Origin of the sequence: Paraglaciecola sp., from assembly GCF_039964565.1 — a bacterium.
Lineage (GTDB): Bacteria > Pseudomonadota > Gammaproteobacteria > Enterobacterales > Alteromonadaceae > Paraglaciecola.
This window is the reverse complement of record NZ_JBDVXF010000028.1, coordinates 287,281-309,420: the sequence shown is the minus strand read 5'-3', so window position 1 is coordinate 309,420 and position 22,140 is coordinate 287,281. Positions and strand designations below refer to the sequence as shown.

At 39.6% G+C, this 22,140-nt stretch carries 24 protein-coding genes; 11 read left to right on the top strand and 13 right to left on the bottom strand.

Annotated elements, in window-relative coordinates:
• Positions 1–5: 5 nt before the first annotated feature.
• The gene (locus ABJK37_RS12150; RefSeq protein ID WP_215928173.1) at positions 6–305 is read right to left on the bottom strand and encodes a metalloregulator ArsR/SmtB family transcription factor; all 300 of its coding nucleotides are present in this window, start codon (positions 303–305) and stop codon (positions 6–8) included.
• Positions 306–423: 118 nt separating this feature from the next.
• Between ABJK37_RS12150 and ABJK37_RS12145 the strand changes: the two genes are divergently transcribed.
• Complete coding sequence (locus tag ABJK37_RS12145) at positions 424–612, top strand: DUF2892 domain-containing protein (protein ID WP_348353894.1); 189 nt, start codon at positions 424–426, stop codon at positions 610–612.
• A 129-nt stretch (positions 613–741) separates the two neighbouring features.
• On the opposite strand, the gene ABJK37_RS12140 is transcribed toward ABJK37_RS12145, so the two are convergent.
• Positions 742–1,167: a universal stress protein gene (locus ABJK37_RS12140; RefSeq protein WP_348353891.1), complete on the bottom strand. Its 426-nt coding sequence runs from the start codon at positions 1,165–1,167 to the stop codon at positions 742–744.
• Between the two features lie 65 nt (positions 1,168–1,232).
• Positions 1,233–1,997, bottom strand: a complete 765-nt coding sequence (locus ABJK37_RS12135) for a helix-turn-helix domain-containing protein (protein ID WP_348353888.1) — start codon at positions 1,995–1,997, stop codon at positions 1,233–1,235.
• Between the two features lie 242 nt (positions 1,998–2,239).
• Here ABJK37_RS12135 and ABJK37_RS12130 point away from each other — a divergent pair, with 242 nt between their 5' ends.
• From ABJK37_RS12130 to ABJK37_RS12095, 8 genes are all read left to right on the top strand, one after another.
• Positions 2,240–3,445, top strand: coding sequence for an ATP-binding protein (locus ABJK37_RS12130; RefSeq protein ID WP_348353885.1), 1,206 nt, complete (start codon positions 2,240–2,242; stop codon positions 3,443–3,445).
• Complete coding sequence (locus tag ABJK37_RS12125; protein WP_348353882.1) at positions 3,438–4,085, top strand: response regulator; 648 nt, start codon at positions 3,438–3,440, stop codon at positions 4,083–4,085. The genes ABJK37_RS12130 and ABJK37_RS12125 overlap by 8 nt, the downstream gene beginning before the upstream one ends.
• A 115-nt stretch (positions 4,086–4,200) precedes the next feature.
• Positions 4,201–4,578 (top strand): response regulator, encoded by a 378-nt coding sequence (locus ABJK37_RS12120; RefSeq protein WP_348353880.1) that lies wholly within the window; start codon positions 4,201–4,203, stop codon positions 4,576–4,578.
• A gap of 35 nt (positions 4,579–4,613) precedes the next feature.
• The gene (locus ABJK37_RS12115) at positions 4,614–5,567 is read left to right on the top strand and encodes a DnaJ C-terminal domain-containing protein (protein WP_348353877.1); all 954 of its coding nucleotides are present in this window, start codon (positions 4,614–4,616) and stop codon (positions 5,565–5,567) included.
• A gap of 2 nt (positions 5,568–5,569) precedes the next feature.
• Positions 5,570–5,869: a chaperone modulator CbpM gene (locus tag ABJK37_RS12110; RefSeq protein ID WP_348353874.1), complete on the top strand. Its 300-nt coding sequence runs from the start codon at positions 5,570–5,572 to the stop codon at positions 5,867–5,869.
• 125 nt (positions 5,870–5,994) lie between these two features.
• Positions 5,995–6,957, top strand: coding sequence for an HlyD family efflux transporter periplasmic adaptor subunit (locus ABJK37_RS12105; RefSeq protein ID WP_348353871.1), 963 nt, complete (start codon positions 5,995–5,997; stop codon positions 6,955–6,957).
• Positions 6,954–7,892, top strand: coding sequence for an ABC transporter ATP-binding protein (locus ABJK37_RS12100; protein ID WP_348353868.1), 939 nt, complete (start codon positions 6,954–6,956; stop codon positions 7,890–7,892). The genes ABJK37_RS12105 and ABJK37_RS12100 overlap by 4 nt, the downstream gene beginning before the upstream one ends.
• Positions 7,889–9,037, top strand: a complete 1,149-nt coding sequence (locus ABJK37_RS12095) for an ABC transporter permease (RefSeq protein ID WP_348353865.1) — start codon at positions 7,889–7,891, stop codon at positions 9,035–9,037. The genes ABJK37_RS12100 and ABJK37_RS12095 overlap by 4 nt, the downstream gene beginning before the upstream one ends.
• 21 nt (positions 9,038–9,058) lie before the next feature.
• Here ABJK37_RS12095 and ABJK37_RS12090 read toward each other — a convergent pair whose 3' ends face one another.
• Complete coding sequence (locus tag ABJK37_RS12090) at positions 9,059–10,096, bottom strand: mechanosensitive ion channel domain-containing protein (protein ID WP_348353862.1); 1,038 nt, start codon at positions 10,094–10,096, stop codon at positions 9,059–9,061.
• 433 nt (positions 10,097–10,529) lie between these two features.
• On the opposite strand from ABJK37_RS12090, the gene ABJK37_RS12085 reads away from it, so the two are divergent.
• The gene (locus tag ABJK37_RS12085) at positions 10,530–11,822 is read left to right on the top strand and encodes an NAD(P)/FAD-dependent oxidoreductase (RefSeq protein WP_348353859.1); all 1,293 of its coding nucleotides are present in this window, start codon (positions 10,530–10,532) and stop codon (positions 11,820–11,822) included.
• Between the two features lie 60 nt (positions 11,823–11,882).
• Here the strand turns inward: ABJK37_RS12085 and ABJK37_RS12080 are convergent, their stop codons facing one another.
• Both ABJK37_RS12080 and ABJK37_RS12075 read right to left on the bottom strand, forming a co-directional pair.
• A complete protein-coding gene (locus ABJK37_RS12080) occupies positions 11,883–12,602 on the bottom strand; it encodes a heparan-alpha-glucosaminide N-acetyltransferase (RefSeq protein WP_348353856.1) in 720 nt (239 codons plus the stop codon).
• A 1-nt stretch (position 12,603) separates the two neighbouring features.
• Positions 12,604–12,855, bottom strand: a complete 252-nt coding sequence (locus ABJK37_RS12075; RefSeq protein ID WP_348353853.1) for a hypothetical protein — start codon at positions 12,853–12,855, stop codon at positions 12,604–12,606.
• 126 nt (positions 12,856–12,981) lie between these two features.
• Here ABJK37_RS12075 and fabA point away from each other — a divergent pair, with 126 nt between their 5' ends.
• Positions 12,982–13,500, top strand: coding sequence for a 3-hydroxyacyl-[acyl-carrier-protein] dehydratase FabA (fabA, locus tag ABJK37_RS12070; RefSeq protein ID WP_348353850.1), 519 nt, complete (start codon positions 12,982–12,984; stop codon positions 13,498–13,500).
• A 73-nt stretch (positions 13,501–13,573) separates the two neighbouring features.
• Here fabA and rmf read toward each other — a convergent pair whose 3' ends face one another.
• The 7 genes from rmf to pyrD all read right to left on the bottom strand — a co-directional run bounded on the left by rmf (position 13,574) and on the right by pyrD (position 22,012).
• A complete protein-coding gene (rmf, locus tag ABJK37_RS12065; RefSeq protein WP_215928204.1) occupies positions 13,574–13,750 on the bottom strand; it encodes a ribosome modulation factor in 177 nt (58 codons plus the stop codon).
• Positions 13,751–14,178: 428 nt separating this feature from the next.
• Positions 14,179–15,912 (bottom strand): DUF3466 family protein, encoded by a 1,734-nt coding sequence (locus ABJK37_RS12060; protein WP_348353845.1) that lies wholly within the window; start codon positions 15,910–15,912, stop codon positions 14,179–14,181.
• Between the two features lie 58 nt (positions 15,913–15,970).
• Entirely contained in the window at positions 15,971–17,872 is a 1,902-nt protein-coding gene (locus ABJK37_RS12055; RefSeq protein ID WP_348353842.1) for an ABC transporter ATP-binding protein, read from the bottom strand.
• Positions 17,869–18,102, bottom strand: a complete 234-nt coding sequence (locus ABJK37_RS12050; RefSeq protein WP_348353839.1) for a glutaredoxin family protein — start codon at positions 18,100–18,102, stop codon at positions 17,869–17,871. The genes ABJK37_RS12055 and ABJK37_RS12050 overlap by 4 nt, the downstream gene beginning before the upstream one ends.
• Before the next feature lie 15 nt (positions 18,103–18,117).
• Positions 18,118–20,229: a bifunctional 23S rRNA (guanine(2069)-N(7))-methyltransferase RlmK/23S rRNA (guanine(2445)-N(2))-methyltransferase RlmL gene (gene rlmKL / locus ABJK37_RS12045; RefSeq protein ID WP_348353836.1), complete on the bottom strand. Its 2,112-nt coding sequence runs from the start codon at positions 20,227–20,229 to the stop codon at positions 18,118–18,120.
• 138 nt (positions 20,230–20,367) lie between these two features.
• The gene (locus ABJK37_RS12040; RefSeq protein WP_348353833.1) at positions 20,368–20,877 is read right to left on the bottom strand and encodes a cell division protein ZapC domain-containing protein; all 510 of its coding nucleotides are present in this window, start codon (positions 20,875–20,877) and stop codon (positions 20,368–20,370) included.
• Positions 20,878–21,004: 127 nt separating this feature from the next.
• A complete protein-coding gene (gene pyrD, locus ABJK37_RS12035; RefSeq protein ID WP_348353830.1) occupies positions 21,005–22,012 on the bottom strand; it encodes a quinone-dependent dihydroorotate dehydrogenase in 1,008 nt (335 codons plus the stop codon).
• Positions 22,013–22,140: the final 128 nt, after the last annotated feature.

Sequence of the window (22,140 nt, the reverse complement as noted above, 5' to 3'; positions counted from 1 at the left end):
TTGTACTACTGTGTATCGCAGAAAAATTCATACATTTTTTCGATTATTTGTTTCACTTTTACATCTGTAACCGAGTAATAAATGGTTTGAGCTTGACGCCTAGTGGACACCATTCCAGCCTTTCTTAGAGCCGCTAAATGCTGTGATAAAGCCGATTGAGTCAGAGGAACTGATTCATTCAATTTGGTTACTGAGCATTCTCCGGCAACTAAGCTACATAGGATCATTAAGCGATTTTTATTCGCTATCATTTTTAGAAATGATTCTGCCTCAGACGCATTGGCTTTTATTTGATCTAGATCCAATTAAACACCCCCTGTTTGATTTGACTTCCCATAGTATACCCATTACATTAGATTTGTCTAATATTAGAAATAACTAATGTAATGGCATTTAAATTTAAACTTATTATAGAGGTATATAATGAACGTTAATCAAGCTTTAAGACTCGTCGCTGGGATCATGATTTTGGTCTCATTGTTACTGACCTATTACGTACATGGCAACTGGGTATTTTTTACGATATTTATTGCAGCTAATTTGATTCAGTCTGCTTTTACACAGTGGTGCCCCATGATGACCATACTCAGAAAATTAGGACTCCAAGATTAGTCTGCTTACTTAGGGAACACGTAAACATGTGCTCCCACCATTTCATTGTTAGCTATTCACGTCGTAATGTGGAAGCAACACACAACTATATATGCTTGGTTTGATTACTTCGCTGCACTAACGATTCGATTAAGCCATTTTAACGGCTAATACATCTTGTTTCGCACCGTGTAACACTGAGTTAGCTGTCGAGCCCAGTAACAGTTTAACCCCACTGCGTCCATGTGTTCCGATTACAATAAGATCAGCATGCATTTCATCAGCAAGTGTATGGATCTCATCAGCCGTGTTTCCAATAGGTAGATATATTTGTTTAATCGGTATTTGGTTTTTTGTGGCAATATCTTCTAAACATAGCTTTGCTTGTTTGTGGATCTCAGCGACATACTCACCTCCTACATCACTCATGTAAGGCTGAAAATAAGTAGTGGGTAAAGTGACAAAAAGCAGATTCAGATGAGCCTTATCTGTAGCAATAGACAAAGCTCTTTGAAGTACATAGTCATATTCAGAATAGATATCGATAGCCACTAAAATGCGTTGATACATTTTCATATTTATTCTCCAAAAAAGTGATTCTCACTCTCTATTGGTTTAGTTGTGATTGCAAAAACATCCCATCAGTTCATGGTCAAAATAGGTTTCTTTGAACTTGAATTAGTGGCGGCAGTCTTAGCACAAACATCGATTGATACACAGGCATTCAAAGCAGCGAAGTCAATGATGCTCAAAATACGTTGCTGTACGGCAATAATGTGTCGTTCTTGGAAACTTGAAAATATGCGACTGACAGTTTCAATCGCCATGCCCAAATAATTAGCGATATCAGTGCGCGTCATGCTAAGAATAAATTCTCCCGCTGATAGCCCCCTTTCAGAAAAGCTGATAGACAAATCCATTAAAAACCGTGCCACTTTTTGTTCACTTGAACAAGTACTAAGACACATCATCATGGCGCTATCACAGGCTAAGTTATGACTCATCGATTGCAAAATCGCAGCTCGAAAATTTTGGTCTGTGACCATTAACCTTTGCACTTGTGATGTTGTTATTAAGCACACACTGCTCGTTTCAAGAAAGCGTACCGATTGTGTATGCATATTCGCATCAAACCCATCAAGTCCTAACATATCACCTGGATAGAAGAATTTGGTAATATGCTCTTCTCCGTTTCTAGATGTAATAAATGCTTTGGCTGAACCTGAACGTAAGATATAAATACCTTCAAAGTAATCGCCAGCAGAAAACAAATTGTCCCTTCGCTGGAAAATACGATGAGAATGCCCCCTCGTTGAGTGATTATTGTTGTATTTAGGCGCACTATGATTACCGATAATTGGAGACTCGCTGAGATGATCATTCTTGGATTGATATGAACTTTTCATACTTTTAATGCCTCGTTAAACTTAGAGTATCAACTGACATACGGCATAATTGTCTAGCTGTCGCTTTCACTTCTTACTTAAATAATATAACTTAGCTACTCGCCCTCGCTATCCGAAATAGCGCGTAAAATGTTTCGGTAACTACCTATAACAATGGCGCTAATTAAGCAGAAAGTTACGCCTTGATAAATGACAGGTTCAGTGGCGTTTAAGGTATAGATAGAACTTTATGGGAACAACTCATGTCAGCATCTGACAGTACAAATTTGGGCCGCGTTTTAGCGGACAAGAGTGAACGTAAAGAAACCATTGACGACGCTAATGAAAGATTAATCGCCTTACTTGATGCGGCAGTTGATGGTCTGGTTATTATTGATAAAACAGGGAAGATTGAGCTTTTTAATAGCGCAGCTCAAAGAATGTTTTTGTACAGTAGTCAGGAAGTATTAGGCAAAAATATAAAGATGTTAATGCCTGCCCCATTTAGTCGCGAACATGATACTTATCTCTCCTCTTATATGACATCCGGCCAAGCAAAAATTATTGGAACAGGTAGAAAAGTAAAAGGAAAAAAATCTAACGGAGATGAATTTCCAATATTTCTCAGTGTAGGTGAGGTAAAGGGCTCCAGTCATATCCAGTTTGTCGGCATTATTAGGGATATATCAGAACAAGAACGCGATAAGATGGAAGCGCAAGACAATAGAAATCGTTTGTCTCACGCATCGAGGTTAAGCTCAATGGGTGAGCTTGCAGCGGGTATTGCTCATGAAATGAACCAACCACTTACTGCAATATCTAGTTATGCCCAAGCATCTAAACGATTATTGGCGTCTGGTTCACAACACAACGTTGAAAAAGTTGCGGCAACCTTGGATAAAATTTGTGACCAAGCCATTAGAGCCAGTGACGTTATTGATCGACTTAGAACCTTCGTTAAAAAACGCATATCACAACGTGAGTACGTTGATCTCAACGAGCTAATCAATAAAACAGTCAAGTTGGCCAAAGTCGATACGCGTATTTTAGATCATGAAGTCATAATAAAATTGGATACGATAAAAAAACCAGAATTGTTAGTTGATCCAGTGCAAATTCAACAGGTGTTATTGAATCTTATCCGCAACGGAATTGATTCAATGGAACATATAAAAGGCGCGCCTTTAATTATAAAAAGCCAATGGCTGTCGGATGAACTGATAGAAGTTTCTGTAAGTGATTGCGGCTTAGGTATTGATGTACAAACGATTGACAGTATATTTAACCCGTTTTTTACTACCAAGGAATCAGGAATGGGAATGGGGTTGTCAGTAAGTCAAACCATAATTCATGCACATGGCGGAAGAATCTACTTTGAGGCTAATCACCCATCTGGATGTACATTTTCGTTTCACTTACCTGCCACCTCTAAAAACCAAGAAAATACAGAGAATTCTGCAAATGAATAGAACCACCCAACTTGAGTCTTCTTCACCCATTGTGCATGTAGTTGATGATGATGAAGCCGTTTTAGATTCGGTCTCCATGCTGCTAGATAGCATCGGATTGAGTAATATATGCTACAAAAATGCTCAGGTGTTTTTGGATGCCTATGTTGAGGAAAGCTTCAATAAACACAATGGCTGCATAATGTTGGACATTCGAATGCCGCTAATCAGTGGAATAGAATGTCAGCACAGACTTGAAACGCTGGGATGTTGTCTGCCGATTATTTTTGTGACAGGTCATGGAGACGTGCCAACTGCTGTGGAAGCCATGAAACACGGCGCGATGGAATTTATCCAAAAACCTTTCCGAGAGCAACAACTTATAGATGCACTTCAAAAAGCCCTACAAGTTAATTTTAACGATCAACAAAAGCTCAAAAAAATACAACAAACCCAAGCAAAATTAGCATCTTTAACTAACCGTGAAACTCAAATACTTGAAGCGATAGTGTCAGGAAAAGCCAACAAAGTGATCGCCATTGATTTGCATCTAAGTCAGAGGACTGTTGAGATCCATAGGGCTCACGTTATGGATAAAATGGAGGTAAAGTCCTTAGCAGAGCTTGTTAAAGTGGTAATTGACGCCTCCGCTACTAATTAATTACGTATAAATGCTTATTGCCATTACCTGAGATAGACACCGATAATTATCGACACTAAATCGCAAGTCTAGAAAATAACAATTACAGTGTAATTTGGGTATCAATGGTAAAACAATGAGTACTTTTGAAAAACCAATCGTCTATTTAGTTGACGATGATCAAAGGTTAATGGAATCTCTTTCTGCAGTTCTAAGACTCAGTGGGCTGACAGTCGAAGTGTTTGAGTCAGCGGAACATTTTCTTAACAACAAATTAAGAAGTAGAGCATCTTGCCTAATCGTTGAGGTCAATTTACCGAACATGGACGGTATTGAGCTGCTCAAACATATGAACAGCCTTGGTTTAAGATTACCTACAATTGTCACGTCATCAAGCAGTAACGTCAGTGACGCTGTTCGCGCAATGCAGGCCAAAGCCATTGATTTTATTGAAAAGCCTTTCATAGAAAACACCCTTGTCAAAAAAGTATTAGAAGTAATTGAACGAACATAAACAGCTATATTTTAATTGATGTAAAGGAACCTATAATGGAGTTTAAAGATTACTATAAGATTTTGGGTGTGAATGAAGATGCCGAACTAAAAGAGATCAAAAAGGCTTACCGAAAACTGGCCCTTAAGTTTCACCCTGACATGAATCCAGACGTAGGTGCAGAAGAAAAATTTAAACAAGTAGCTGAAGCCTATGAAGTTTTAAAAGACCAGACCAAACGTGCTGAATACGATGAAATGAAACGTTATGGTTCTAACTCAGAACAAGGCTTTACACCTCCCCCGGGCTGGCAATCCTATGGAAGCAATCATAGCGCTAACAATGACTCCAGCGCAGACTTCTCTGACTTCTTCAATTCTGTTTTTGGCGGCCGAGCACAAGGTTTTGGAACTGGCGGCGCACAACAACATAAAGGTCAAGATCTGGAAATGGAAGTACCTGTCTTCCTAGAGGAATCAGTGACTGGCTTAACAAAGAGTTTAGAATATTCAATACCTGTTTTTGACGGTAAACAAAGCAAACAAATTAAAAAGTCTCTAAACGTCAAAATACCTGCTGGTATTGCAGATGGCGCTCGCATTAGAGTCAAAGGCCAAGGAGCGCCGGTTCATGGTGCATCCGATGATAACAGCCAATTCAACGGTGACTTATTCTTACATATTAGGTTAGTGCCCCACCCTTTATTTGATGTACAAGGTTTAAACCTATTATTGACAGTCCCAGTTACGCCTTGGGAAGCAGCTCTTGGGACAAAACTCGAAGTGCCTACTCTTAATGGTAAAATCAGTCTAAATATTCCTGCCAATTGTAATACTGGTAAAAAACTACGGATCAAAGGTAAAGGACTTAAAAACAAAACCGCCCAGGGTGATTTGCTAGTGTTGATTAAGATAGACATTCCACCTACAACTAATAATGAAACCAAAAAGCTATGGGAACAATTTGCAGAAATTGAGCAATACAACCCAAGGCAAGATTGGAGTAACTAAACATGACCCAAATCACTTTACATATACATCTAGACGAATTGTGCCTGAATCCGGATATCAACCAAGAAACAATACTAGAAGTCGTTGAATATGGCATTGTTTCCCCGATAAATGGAGACACTATCTCAGAGTGGGCATTCGATTTAGAAAGTGCTTACTGGATTAAGAAGGCCGTTAAACTTAGTCGAGAATTACAAATCGACTGGGTAGCAACGGCTATGGTGATAGAATTATTGAAATCAAAACAACAACTAGAAAAAGAAAATACTCAACTAAAATCTAGACTTAACCGGTTACTTTAAAGGTTTTAATAACGTTACTTACCTCTACATGTTTTTAAATGTTTGAATATTTATCGCAATAGAAAGTATTCGAAAATGAGGCTTACTTCACAACACAAGTTACAACATCAACCTGGATTTCATCAATGAAGAACCTGATAAACATGCCCAAGTTTAAGTATGTCTTTGTTACATTAATCATCCTTGTAGGTTGTGAAAATTACACCGCTAATTTTGCGTTAGGGACCCTAGAACGAGATCGTATTGCACATACAGCAACGGCAAACGAAGTGGTTGTTGCCCTACCTGTTGCTCGTGGCACTCGTGTTAGAGTTGGCGATGTACTAGTGCAATTGGATAATCGTCAGCAATCCGCACTAACGGATAAGGCACAAGCCTACGTCGCTGAAGCACAAGCTAACTTAGAAAAATATCGTAACGGCGCACGACCCGAAGAAGTCGCTGCAGCCAGCGCTAAATTACTTGGCGCGAAAGCCGCGTTAACAGAGAGTGAAGCTGCTTACCTAAGAACTAAAAATCTTGTTATTAAAGGGTTGCTCAGCCAAGCAAGTTTAGACCAGGCAATTGCGTCGAAAGATTCAAATCGAGCGGCTGTTCAAGCTGCGCAAGAAGCGTTATTACTCCTTACCAACGGTACTCGCCATGAGGACTTGTTAGTAGCGGCAGCAAACCTTGAAGTTATGCAAGCCGCCCTTGTTAGTGAGCGCAAGAAACTTGACGACTTAACTGTCACGGCAACAAGAGATGGAATACTCGACACCCTCCCTTGGAACTTAGGAGAAAGAGTCACATTGGGTAGCCCAGTGGCGGTAGTATTAGCTGGAGACGCCCCCTATGCGCGAATCTACGTTCCAGAACCGTATCGCGTTAAAATAGCGGCGGGTGATAAACTTGACATTCATGTAGACGGCCTTCCAGAAACCATCAGCGGCGAAGTTCGCTGGATTTCAAGTGAACCAGCTTTCACGCCCTACTATGCCCTAAATCAACAAGAGCGAGCTAGGTTAATGTATTTAGCCGAAGTCCAATTACCCGCTAACTATGCAGAGTTGCCCAATGGCGTAGCAGTACAAGTTGAACTTCCATGATTCGAACGAATAACCAAGATTATGTAATACAAGCTAAGGCGTTAAGTCGCCGTTTTGGCAACTTAAAAGCCATAGACAACTTAGATTTAAACGTTGATAAGAATCGCATTTATGGATTTTTGGGCCCTAATGGATGTGGAAAAACTACCGCAATTCGTATGTTAACAGGACTACTCAAACCGACTTCAGGTTCGATCAAAATCTTGGGATTGACCTTACCCAGAGATGCTGAAAAACTGCGTCTGAAAATGGGCTACATGACTCAAAAATTCTCTCTCTATAACGATTTAACAATCAAAGAAAATTTGCAGTTTATTGCCAAAATATACGGGATCGCAGGTGTTGCCCAAAAAACACGTATCGATGAATTGCTGTCTATTTACGCTCTCAATCAAAAACAATCGCAATTAGCCAGCAGCATGAGTGGAGGTCAACGGCAGCGCTTAGCGTTAGCAGCAGCGACTTTACATCGTCCTGATTTACTATTTTTAGATGAGCCCACATCCGCGGTAGATCCAGAGAACCGTCGCGAATTTTGGGAGCAATTATTTGACCTATGTGATCAAGGCACGACTATTTTAGTTTCCACTCATTACATGGATGAAGCTGAACGCTGCCATAAACTGGCGATACTTGAAAACGGAATAAAGCGAGCGGATGATACGCCACAACAACTGATGAAAAATATAGCCGCGCACGTAGTTGAAATAGAGGCAGAGGGTCTAAGGCATTTAAAACAACAATTAGCTAACTTACCCGAGATCATCAGCGCGGCACAATTAGGGGCAAGATTGCGAGTGTTGGTAAAAGATAGCGTGAGCCAGCCTATAGAATTTTTAAGTCATAGCAGTGCAATAGCGTCGAATAAAATCAGCATAGTGCGTCCTAGCCTCGAAGACGTATTTATTACTTGTACCGGAGAAACTGGTCAGTGATAAAAAGCCTATATCGTATACACGCAATCTTATTTAAAGAGTTGATGCAATTAAAGCGCGATAGAATGACATTCGCCATGGTTATTATGATCCCACTCGTGCAGCTAGTCTTGTTTGGTTACGCTATCAATACCAATGTACGCCACATACCTGTAGCAGTGGTTGACCATAGTCAAAGTGGGATAAGTCGAGTGTTGTTGCAAACAGTAGCTGCAACACAAGTGGTTACCTTTAGACACTATTTCAATGACATAAAACAGGCCCAGCAGGCGCTCGAACAAGGTAAAGTCCGCGCTATTTTTATTATTCCAGCAGATCTTAGTAAACGTATTGTTCGCCATCCTAGTGTTGGCTTTGGACTGCCAGCTTCAAGTGATGAAGAAACTAGTCGCCCAATAGCACAATGGCTAGTTGATGGCTCAGACACTATGATTGCCGCAGCAATCAAAGGCCTAAGAAATATGCCACTAGCTGAACTACTCAGTAAACCTGCCAATCGAGCAACGACTACCTTTGAAGTGACACTGTTTTACAATCCAGAACAAAGAACCGCTGTCAATATTGTGCCTGGCTTGGTGGGCATAATACTCACTATGACAATGATAATGTTCACATCGGCTGCTATCGTGCGCGAAAGGGAGCATGGTAATATGGAAATGTTAATTACGACCCCTATTCGCCCAATTGAATTAATGTTGGGCAAAATCATTCCCTACATATTTATTGGACTGATACAGGTTTCAATCATTTTAGGTATAGGTTATTCGATATTCAATGTGCCCATAAACGGTGGTCTAGCGTCACTGTTGTGCATTACGTTGTTGTTTATAGCTGCGACCTTAACCTTAGGATTAGTGATTTCAACCATTGCGACTAACCAATTGCAATCCATGCAAATGACAATATTTGTATTATTACCTTCGATTCTATTATCAGGTTTTATGTTCCCCTATGAAGGAATGCCCGAGATAGCTCAATACATAGCCGAGGCCCTACCAGCGACGCATTTCATGCGTTTAGTCAGAGGGGTCGTTTTAAGGGATGTGGTATTTACAGAAATGCTCAGTGATGTTTATTGGCTCAGTTTATTTACTGTCGCAGGGCTCATTTTAGCGTCGATTCGCTTTAGAAAAAACCTAGATTAGAAATGTAGCCCCTAGCCTGCTCTAGTCATTTTTAAGATCTTGCTCTTTTAGACGCTCTTTTTCTTCATTGAGTTGTACATTTAATATTTGTAACTTATCTTCAATTGCTTGCTGGTCTTGTGTGTTTAGGCTTTCTTTGCCTTGCTCTAATTCTGCGGTTAATTGGTCAATTGCAGTCTCTACCTTAGCCACCGAAGACGCCTTTTGCGCCTTTTCAAATGCTAACGTTTCTAACTTATTCTCGCTGTTCTCTTGCTCAACTCGTTGTGGTGTTGGAATAATTGGCTGTCCATTTATTGCTCTTGTATTCATAAAACTCGGTGAAACAATCTCGATATTATCAGCGTGCAAACGATCTAACACCGAACTGTGCAAATTTGCTCTAACCGAAATTAAGTTCGAGGTATCTTTTAAATGCCCCGCAATACGATAAGTGATAGAAAAATCCCCTAAATTTCGTATTTGAACAAACCCTTCTGATAAACCCGCATCTTCAGCAGCTAAACACAGTTGTTTACTTATCCGTTGTCGAGGTATGTCGTATCCTAACGATATATCGATAGAGACTATAGTCCCTGAACTGCGTACCACTTTTACGGGAAATGTCACCATATGGATATTTGGAATAGTGACTAAGTCACTTTGTTCTGTTTGTACTTCAACATGCAATAGGTTCATTTCTGTCGCGCGCCCTGTAATGTTATTGACAGTAATATAATCTCCTAGTTTGAAATTTCTAATGACGCGTAACATCACACCGGCAAGAATATTGCCGATAAAGGTAGTAGAGGCAAATGCAATTGCAGCACTGAGTAAAATACCGAATAGTGATAACAACTGTCCGCGTAATCCATCACTTAAAGGCAATACAATTATGACCACGACTATGGCAATAAAAGTAAGACAGAGCATTAACAGTTGGAACTGAAATTTGCGTTTTTCCCAATAACTTCTGAGGTATCGATTCAGTAATGCCAACAGAATAAAACTTAGAAAAATCGTAGTAAGTAACTTTACAACGCTACCAGAAGCTAAAAACAGGTCTAAAAAACTGCTCATCTTTACGTATCCCTCAATGGGTAAATACCGAACTTGGCACTACTTTATAGTGATTATACCCTTGATTATTTCATGATGAATATGATCGGTGCCAACAAAACCTCTCTTTTAGCTGTCAGCAACTAATTCAGTTATTTTGCTAACTTGCCTCAATCTAACTAACTTTGATCAATAATCTGTTATCTCATAGACTAATCGTTTCGCCCTTGAGTTATCAGCTTATAAAAAACAATGCCCTCATAGATAAACAAAAGTAGGGTTAATCTATATCCTATCTAGACAGCCAAAGAAGTTTTGTGCATGATCGTCACATCGCGTTTTATATTTGCAGTTGTTGTGATTATTTCGGTTATGTCTTTTCACGTTCTTTTTCATTCTTTGTTCACAAGACCCACAAACGCCCCCAGTTTTTACATTACTTTTAGGAAATATCATGCAGAAAATTGTTATTGTAGGCGGAGGCGCGGGTGGCTTAGAACTCGTTAGTAGACTGAGTAAAACATTAGGCAAAAAAAAACTGGCGCAAATCATTCTGGTTGACCGACAGCCTACCCATGTCTGGAAACCTCTGTTACATGAGGTTGCCGCGGGGGTAATTGATAAAAACTCTGATGGCGTGGATTATCGCATTCATGCTGCTAGGCACAACTATCAATTTCAGCTCGGCAACATGAGCGATATCGATACGTTAAACAAACAAATAACACTAGACCCTTTGTTCGATGAACAAGGGCAACTCCTGTTGCCTGATAGAGTGATTGACTATGATTATTTGGTGTTAGCAATTGGAAGTGTCAGCAATGATTTTGGTACACCTGGGGTAGCTAAACATGCCTATTTTCTGGACTCATTGGCTCAAGCCGAGCGGTTTCATAAAGCATTACTTAATCAATTGTTGCGGATCAATCAACAAACAGATAGCTCCAGCACTTTAAAAGTAGCTATTGTTGGCGCAGGTGCCACTGGAACAGAGCTGGCTGCTCAACTGCATCACGTAGCTAATTTGGCCCGCTCATACGGCATGCCTAGCATGTCTTCAAAGCGCTTAGAAATCTCTATTATTGAGGCAGGAAACCGGATATTACCCGCTTTACCGGAACGAATTGCATTATCGGCCAAAAAAGCTTTAACAAAATTAGGCATCAAAGTATTGGAAAGGACTCGTATAATTGAAGCTCAAAAGACGGGATTTGTTACTAACGACCAAGTATTAATTGAAGCAGACCTATTAGTATGGGCAGCTGGGATAAAGGCGCCAGATTTCATTCAAACACTCGATATATTTGAAACCAACAAAGTGCAGCAAGTGTTAGTCAATTCACATTTGCAAAGTACCGTTAGTGATCAAATATTTGTAATTGGTGATTGTTGTGGCTTTAAACAAGAAGACGGCTCATGGGTACCTCCGCGCGCGCAGTCTGCTCATCAGATGGCTAGTTTAGTGGCTACCAATTTACGTAATATCAGCAAAAACAAACCACTAGTCGATTACCGCTATACCGACTATGGTTCGTTGGTACATTTAAGTAAATACAGCACGGTTGGAAGTCTTATGGGTAGCCTAAGCAATAGCACCATGTTTATAGAAGGTCGCATAGCAAGATTGGTATATATTTCACTTTACAATATGCATCAGTTTGCAGTCCATGGTTGGCGTAAAGGGTTATTGGTATTACTGACTAGAAAATTAAGCAATATAGTAGGGCCCAAATTCAAACTGCATTAACAGCCTTTACAACATAAGAGGGGTAAATTGATTGTCAGTTTACCTCTCTTACCCCTCAATTTAACGTCCTAAGACGAAATCTGTGATACCAAATAAACCGTATAAAATAGGTTGATGCAGCAAATAAATAATTAAGGAATGTTGCCCTAAAAATACCAGTTTATTTAGTACCCTATTTGGCTTGACCCTTATGTTAAAAACATTCCTGTGCATAACAAATATTCCTATTAGCACCACTCCTATCCAAGGAAAAAAGCTCACGAGATCGACGGTAAAAGTAGGTATACCTATATTTAAAACACTCCATTCCCATAGCGGGTAAAGATCATAGAAATTAGTCCCATAACCCGCTATACACAAGATACCCAGAAATAATGCCAGGTTCGGAGCACGAACAAACAACACTGAAACCGGCAAGGCTATAGTAATAAAATGTATGATCCCAAAGTACACCCAAGTATTGGGATCCATTAATACACTGCCTAAGGTGATAAAAAGCGAGACGGCAAACAGCTTGGTGATTGTTTTAGCGAGTTTCTTTTTATTTACTGAGTGGTGATAAGCCAAATAACTACTCATACCCACAGCCAATAAAAAGCCGCTTACAATGATCGCTCTAAATACTCGCCATTCAAAATCTTCACTAGTACTAAAATATGCCCAATTAAATACGGTTAAATCGTAACTGAAGTGAAATATAACCATCAATATTATGGCTACACCTCGGAGTAAATCAGTTTCGTAATTTCTAGTATTCTTAGCGACTTCAGTGTTTGCCATTTTACTTTTCGTGATCCTTAAGCCATTCATTTAAAAGCTTAATTTGCCCACATTTATAAGCTGCATAGGTTATGCGTAACGCATTTGATAACATTTCACTGTCTGTCCAACCTGTTTTATCAGATAACTCAGCATAACAGTTCATGGCTTGGGGAGTGACATATCCCCTCACCTGTTTTTTTCCTTTGTCTTTTTGTTTTTCCCTGAACCGCCGTTGTTTTTCGGCATTAGCACTACGTTTAATTTGACTCATATCATTCAAAAAATCATTTCTTTAGGTTAATTTGCTCAAAAGTTGAAATATATCACTGTTCAGAGTTGTTTAGCTTACAAGTGTTCGCTAAATTACCCACCTCAGAATATTTAGGCAGTATATAGAATGACAGAACAACAAAATAGTTTCACAAAGGAAGAACTTTTATCTTGTAGTACCGGGGAATTATTCGGGCCCGGAAATAGCCAATTACCGGCACCGAATATGCTAATGATGGACCGCATTGTTGAAATATATGATACCGGCGGCACTTACGATAAAGGCTACATTATAGCCGAGCTTGATATTACTCCAGACCTTTGGTTCTTTGCTTGCCACTTTCCTGGTGACCCAGTCATGCCTGGTTGTCTAGGACTCGATGCAATGTGGCAATTAGTTGGATTTTTCTTGGGCTGGTCAGGTGGGCCAGGAAAAGGAAGAGCATTGGGTGTGGGTGAAGTTAAATTTACTGGACAAGTGTTACCCTCTGCTAAAAAAGTGACTTATCGAATTGATTTAAAACGTGTCATCAAACGTAAACTATTTATGGGTTTAGGTGACGGAACAGTGGCAGTTGACGGTAGAGTGATTTACCAAGCGAATGATTTGAAAGTTGGTTTATTCCAAGATACCAGTAGCTTTTAAATCGACTTAATAGCCACCATGAACGTATTATAAAAATTAAAGCCCCAAATTTGGGGCTTATTAATTTAACTATTTATCGACTAATGAGTCCAATACTTCTATCACCGATGGCCTCTCGCCACCCTCCTAACCACTCAGATCTTGTATTTGAAGTATGAAACGGGCAGTTCTCTTTTGAACGACCTGCTATGCCTGCTTGGTAACCTTTAGAATGCGCCCTTGAAAGTTTATCTCTTTTTTGTCTTTTCATTGAGTTTCCTCTTTTGAATGATTAATTACCTGTGGTGACTTGATGGCCACGTAATAGAGATAGTGGATAGTGGTGTTTGGTTCAATAGTAAATATCACTTAAATTATTTGACATTTTTTAACTGTTTGAAAAATTGTGTTTTTTGCCCATAAACTAAATTTGTATATAAAACCGGCTATTTTAACATTAATGTAATAATACAAATCTACCGTCATTTCCTACTTTAACTGTGGGTTTCATACCTCGATAGTGTCAATTTGACTCACTAATCTCATTTACTGTTTAGCTAGTGCCGCCTCAACAAATTCGAAGGTTTGACTTCTATTACCAATCCATAAACAAAGTGATCTTTGAGTCATTCTGTTTATAGGAGTAATAAACAAAAAAACCGCCTAAAGGCGGTTTTCTTTGTGATTACAATACGTTAGTTAGATTGTATTTCTACGTCTAAAACCTAACACTAACAAGCCAAGCCCCAATATCCAAGAAAGGTTGGCACCTTGCCTATCTCTATTTACTTCATCAGGTACATCACATGCTTCGATCTCACCACCTACTATTGGAACCAGTTTAACAGCGGTGACTAAGTCAACAATAATTTCACTACCAGCTGAATCGAGAACCACCTCTCCCATTGCATCCTTTGACGGCCCTTGATATCGGGCAGTTGCTACAATTTCTCCATTATCATTTATGCTATTGGCTTGCACGATTTTATAGGGTGAATCACAGTCAATTAGACCTTGCAGACCACTAAACTCTTGGGTTTGATGGTCATATATAAATCCTTCTGTACGACGTCCGGTTAGCGAGGCATCGATATCTCCATAACCTACGACTTGACCATTGTTATTGATATCCAAAGCTACGCTCGATGACCCCAAAAAGAAGTCATCAGGGAAAGTCAGTTCCGATAAATTCATGTCGTAAACGTAAAACTTGGTTCTATTGGTACCATTTACAGATTTAACTTGATAGCCCACTACTAAGTTATCGTTATTGATATCTTGAGCGGTACTAATAGTGTTTGAGGTTCTTGCCACTATACGTTCAGGATCGGGGGTTAAATTAATAATCTCGTCACCATCAAATATTACACCATAGTTACGGATGACAGTGACGTCACTCTCTGTATATTCCCCGTTTGAAATACCAACGGCAATACCATTATCATTAATTGCAATGGCCTGGCTACTATATACGGTAGTGTCTTCGGCTTCTGGCTCAAAAAGTAATCCGAGTTCTTTGGTATCTAACAAATTACCTTGGTCATCCAATTGCCAAATCAAGCCTCTAAGTTGCGCATAAGAGGTAACTGAGCTACTAAATGTACTCACGACGCTACTTATGCAAGACTCAATAGGAACGTCCCCTCTTGCCGGAAAATCAGTCGTATCAGGATCGTCGTCGTCTACTAGCTCTTCATCTTCACAACTTTCAATGGCTGTTTCTAACGTATCAGTCAAAAATGATGTTGAACCGTAACCTACAACCTGATTACTTTCGTTGATACCAAAGGCATCACTAAACCCCCCTGCGATTGTTTCAGGTGGGGGTAAATCTACTATTGTATTTCCCAAACTAACAAAACCGCGCGTGCCAAACTCGTGCACTATAAAAGTGACATCGTCACCGTCTTCAAAGGTATAGTCTACTTTATTGTAGAAACCTTCGCCGCTGCCTACAGCCATACCTGAATTATTGATATCCCTAACGTTCGTATTGGTAGCTATAGAAAATTCGTTACTGAAGTCGGTGAGTTGATCAAAACCAGTAATGTAATCTGTTTCATTTTCAGAGGCTAAAAAACTAATACGACTCGCTATTTGCTGCGAAGTTTGACTACCATCCGCTGAATCGATTAAGGCGAGTAACAACTGATAATCAACACTATTGAAATCACCATTGCTCGCTGCTTGAACATCAGTTAGCAAATTGACTAAAGTTTCAGATTCAAAATCTAATAAATCTAAATCAATAGGTATATTGAACGGCGAATTCACATTGACTGTAACATTGCCATCTTGATTGATTGCACTGGGAAAACTATTTTGTCCTTCGTCAGCTACAGGTAATTCAACCACTGTGTACTTAGCAGCTTCGCTACTAGGCGCTACTAAAAGGGCTAAAGATAATGCGGCGGCTAGCCTTGTTTTAGTCATGTATAATTAATCCTACTTACTACTAATATGTTAATTGTTATTTTCTTTTTATATTATGCTATTCGTTCAAAGCTTCAATTTCATCCCACCTTTCATAACTTTGATTTAGCAAGGCTTCTGTTTCAGCTAGTTCTGCAAGTATGGGGTCTGACTTTGCGGCTCCTTGGCTGAAAAAGTCAGGGGCATTTACTAGCTGTTGTAAATTCTCTATTTGATTTTCAAGCGTTTCTATCTTCAAAGGTAAAGATTCTAATTCAAGTTGTAATTTATATGATAACTTTTTACCTTTTACTTCCGTAGAAATGTTTTTAGGACTCTGTGTTTGAGGTTTAGTTGCAACTTTTGTCACTTTTTGTGACGTTTGTTGAGCGTACCAATCACTGATATCAGTGCAACCGCCAACAAATTCTCTGATTTTGCCATTACCTTCAAAGAAATAACTCGAGGTGACTACGTTATCAACAAACTCCCTGTCATGGCTAACTAATATGACCGTTCCAGGGTAACTACATATAGTATCTTCTAACAGCTCTAAGGTTTCTACATCTAAGTCATTTGTGGGCTCATCTAGAATAAGAATATTGCTAGGCTTTAACATTAATTTAGCCAACAACAATCGATTTTTTTCACCGCCAGACAGAGATTTTACAGGAGAGTTAACTCGTTCTGGCGTAAATAAATAATCTTGTAGATAACTCATGACATGTTTTGTTTTGCCATTGAGTGTGACTTCTCTTCTTCCATCAGCAATAGCATCTATAACTTTTAGCTCACCGTCTAATTGGTCTCTGTGTTGATCAAAATACGCCACTTCAAGCTTTGAGCCTGATTTAACTACACCTGAAGTCGGTGATAATTGTCCTAATAACAGTTTAATCAGGGTACTCTTACCACAACCGTTTGGTCCGACTAACGCTAATTTTTCACCTCGAAGAATAGTGGTAGATAACGACTCTACAATAAGTTTATCGGCAATGCTGTAATGTAAGTTTTCAGTTTCAAAGACAATTTTTCCTGAGCTTTTAGACTCGCTGACGCTTACTTTAGCCGTTCCTAATTTATTGGCCCTAAGTGAGCGTTCCGTTCTCAATGCTTTCAAGGCGCGTACTCGCCCTTCATTGCGGGTACGTCGCGCTTTAACACCTTGTCTTATCCATGCTTCTTCAATGCTTAACTTTTTGTCAAATAACGCATTCTGTGCTTCTTCAACTTCCAAATCATGCGCTTTTTGATCGAGATATGCTTGATAATTACCTGGATAACTCACTAAGTTTCCGCGGTCTAAATCGATGATACGACTGGCTACTCTGCGAATAAATGCCCTGTCATGACTGACAAATACTACCGCACCTGAATACCCCATAATGGCATCTTCAAGCCACTTGATCATATCAATATCTAAGTGGTTGGTAGGCTCATCTAAAAGTAGAATATCTGGCTCACTTGCCATCGCTTTTGCTAACGCGGCTTTTCTCCTCCAACCACCAGATAAATTGCTCAGTTGTTGATTCGGATCAAGCTGTAGTTTAGTTAAAACCTGTTGTATACGTTGCTCAAGCTGCCAACCATTGTGATGGTCAAGTTGCTGCTGGAAGAACTCTAACTTGGCCATATTCGCATCAGAGGGATCTTCTGCAACTAGATCTGCGGTATGAAAATATCCCTTTAGATACTCCCCTACCTCAGCCAACCCTTCGGCGACATAGTCGAACAAACTACATTGCACACTTGCTGGTGGATCTTGTGGTAAACGGGAAACCTTTACTTCTTTATTTATCAAACGTTGACCGTCATCCAATTTGATATCTGCTTCAATCACTCGAAGTAAAGTAGACTTACCACAACCATTGCGCCCAACCAGACATAATCTTTCTCCTGGATGTATGACTAGTTCAATACCATTTAATAGAGGGGGATGACCAAGAATGATACTGGCATTTTTTAACTGCAATAAACTCAACGTAAAAACTCACCTATTTGAAAAGAATCGAATGGCCAAGGTAATTCAGTTTGGTTATCTTCTCGGAATAAAACGGGGATCCGCGCACCAAACAAATGATACAAATTCGCGCTTGAACGCACATCGACTTTTTCAAGCTTAGATGCTGCGTGTTTATCCACTTCCTTAAGTAACGCTTCTGCCTGTTCACAAAGGCAGCAACCTTGGCCGGTATATAAAATTAAACTCATGAAATCTAACCAACCTTAGTGTTTAACAAGCGACCAACAATGGTGTATTTTTGGATTGCGCTGGAAATCTTCCGGTAAAGTTTCTTTGGATATGTCTCGGATTTTCAGCCCTAAACTATTCAGCGCCGCTTGATCTAACTTAAACTGGCGTAAGTTGTTTGAAAACAAAATTTCACCACCATGATTGAGGCAAGTTAACGCATCAGTGATTAAAGCGACATGATCTCTTTGTACATCCCAAGTTCCTTCCATTCGTTTTGAGTTGGAAAAAGAAGGTGGATCGATAAACATTAAATCGTACTTACCGTTGTGGCGACTCAACCAAGTTAAACAATCAGCTTGAATAAATTCGTAGGCTCCCGTTAACTTATTTAATTTAAAATTCTCTTTCGCCCAATCTATGTATGTATTTGACATATCCACTGTGGTGACCGATTTTGCTCCGCCCAATGCTGCGTGCACCGATACACTTCCGGTATAGGCAAACAAGTTGAGTACATCTTTAACTTTGGATTTTTTTTGAACCAATTGACGTGTCACCCTATGGTCTAGAAATAATCCAGTATCTAGGTAGTCATATAAGTTCACTTGAAATTTTGCACCGTTTTCAAACACTTCGATGGTTTCTTTACGTTGTGACACTTTTTGGTATTGGTTTTTACCTTTTTGTTGTTCTCTGACCTTAAGAATAATCTTATTTGCTGCTACCCCTGTAGCTTGAGGTAAAGACATCATCACGTCCTGTAGTCGCTTTTTCGCTTTTTGTTCAGGTACATCTTTAGGTGCTGAATACTCTTGCACTACTAGGTAATCGCCATATCTATCAACTGCAACATTGTATTCAGGTAAATCAGCGTCGTATATTCGATAACAATTAGTGTTTTGAGTTTTTAACCATTTTTTTGTCTTTACTAAGTTTTTAGAAATTCGATTGGCGAAATCATTATTAACGGTTTTATTTTCTCTAACTTGGCAATTTTTCTCATCTAATTCAAAGTTAACTAACGAACATTCCAATTTGCCATTCATTAATTTGTATTCTTTTTTAGCTGCTAACTTCATTTCCCGTAATAGATTGCGGTCGGATGTTAACAACGACAGATGCCACGTTTTAAACTCTTGCTTTAACCAAGTTCCCCACTTTTGGAACACAGGGATTAATTGCGTTGTTTCACTTAACCTTTCACCATATGGAGGGTTACTCACTATATATCCACTAGGTAAGTTTAATGAGGGTAAAGTACAAGCGTCTTGTTGACTAAATTTTATTAAGTTAGACACCCCTGCAGCGGCAGCATTTTCTTTGGCCACCGCGATTATTGAACGCTCAATATCATTCGCCCAAATCACGCCATCATGACTTCGACTGGCTTGCTCTGACTCATGAATTAATTGATCCCACGTAGACTTGTCATGTTGTTTCCAAGCTTCAAATCCCCAAGACTGGCGTTTTAGACCGGGTGCTATATTTGCAGCTATCATCGCGGCTTCAATAGCAACGGTACCAGAACCACACATAGGGTCTATGAGTGGCGCATGGGTATTCTTACACCAGCAGCTTCTTATTAACATGGCACTGGCTAAATGTTCCTTAACCGGAGCGATACCTGTTTTCGCTCTATAATGTCTTTGGTGTAGACTTTGCCCCGTTAAATCAATATAAATGCCTAGGATGCTGCGCCACATACGCGCTTGCACTCGTATGCTAGGAGATATTTTACTGACGGATGGTCGCTCATCGAAGAAAGTTGAAAACTGATCGACTATCGCATCCTTAACTTTCAACCCACCAAACTGGGTGTTATTAATGCTTTGATTTGTACCAGTAAAGTCGACCATAAAAGTATCAGTAACACTAAAATGGGTTGGCCAGTTAGCCTGATCTGCTACCTTATAAACATCATCAGCGCTATTCACTTCACCTTCGGCAAGCTTGACTAACACTCGATTTGCTAAACGAGACCAGATACACACCCTATATGCATCATCGAGATGACCGCTAAACAACACTTGTCCAGGTTTAGATTTTAGCGCCACATCTGGGCATATTTCTGCTATCTCTTCTAGCAGTAATCCGTCTAAGCCCTTAGACGTGGTGATTAAAAATTCGAACGTGGTTTGGCTCATTGTGCGACTCAAGATACTCTATGATTAAAACGGCCGCGATTATACGGTAATTGTCATCTAAGCGCATGTTTAATCGGTAAATAATAGGCAAGAGATATCGAACAGGAGAATTTCATAGAATAAGTTACGGTTACAATACTAAGCGGTTAATTGTGAACTTATTTCTGACAATAAAGGTTCAAGCCGATTTTTAGCCAGTTTAATCAATTCGAATTGCTTTATAAACTTGTTTTCATTTAACTGCAGTTGCGAGGAAATCAACATACAAGTTGCCAACGCCCCCTCGTCGGTCAAAACCAATACTACACCAGAATCAAAACGATTTGATATTCTCGCTAACCTATTGTGAGATCCAAAGGACTCTATTTCATCAAAAAACCAACTTTTCGGAGTGACAGGTTTATGAAACATTATCGCCGCTGTGGCATTAATCAGAATGTGAGTTAGTTGAGCATCAGAAAATCGGGCTCCACTGGCGACTAAATGATTGCCGAAGGATAAATAATATTCAGTATCACATAAACTGAACAGTTGAGATTTGGGTAAATCGATAATCTGTTTTTGTCCATACGCAGTGGTGCACTGCCATTCTTTTCCCATAGACAACATAAGCTGATTATTTTCAGAAAACCAAAACCAATCTGACATGGGTTGCAGCATAAACGAAACAAACTCAATAAATAACGAAGGCTAAAAACGTAACATATGTTTTTAGCCTTTGGGCAATTTATTACCTATTTATTTAGTATAAAAGAAACAGATCTTCGCAGGATCATTATATGGAATTAACGATCTCACTGATCACTTTTGGCCCCTGATAGATCAATGAAGAATACAATTGGATCAGAGTCGATCCGGCGTTGATCCTTTCGTTTGCGGTGCTAGCGGAGTGAATACCCCCTACGCCTATAACCGGTATCCTACCGCCAATCTGCTTGCAAAGCTTCTCAGTAACCGCCTGACTTTTGGAGCACAATACTTCACCACTGAGTCCTCCCATTTCATTTGAATATTGCTGCCCGTCAACACTTGTTTTATCCAAAGTAGTATTAGTTGCGATGACACCGTCGATCTTGGCATTGATCAAAGAATTCGACATGTCGACAATCTCCTGGTCAGTTAGATCAGGTGCGATCTTCACTAGGATCGGAACATACTTATTGTATGTAGTCTGCAACTGTTTTTGCTCTGCTTTGAGTCCGATAAGAAGCTCATCCAATGCTTGACCATGTTGTAAGTTTCTTAATCCTGGTGTATTTGGTGAGGAGATATTGACTGTAATATAGCTGGCATAGTTATATACTTTTTGCAGACAAATTAGGTAATCTTGTAGCGCCTGCTCTTCGGGCGTGTCTTTGTTTTTACCAATATTTATCCCCAATATTCCGCTATATTTTGCTCGTTTTACATTTTCAACTAGATTGTCTACTCCCTTATTATTAAATCCCATTCGATTAATAATCGCCTTTCCTTGGGGTAATCGAAACATTCTAGGTTTGTCGTTACCAGGTTGTGGCTTTGGTGTAACAGTTCCAATTTCTATAAAGCCAAACCCCATCGCTGCAAATGCATCGATACACTCGCCATTTTTATCTAAACCAGCAGCTAATCCCACCGGGTTTTTAAAGGTTAACCCAAACGCTGTAACCGGTTTGTCTGGTAAATTTTGTCGATATACACAATCCAGTAAACTGTTTTGAGTACGTTTGAGCCAGTTAATTGTGAAGTCGTGGCTCCATTCGGCATCTTGAGTAAACAATAATTTTTGTATAAGGGGATACATAATTTCTCTTTAAACATAAAAAAGCCCTGGCACGTATTAGCGAAAACCAGGGCGTTGTTAAACAAATCCCCATATCACTTTAACAATAAGTAACAAGTGTTATGGGTAGGTCCTATTTGAGTAGGTGC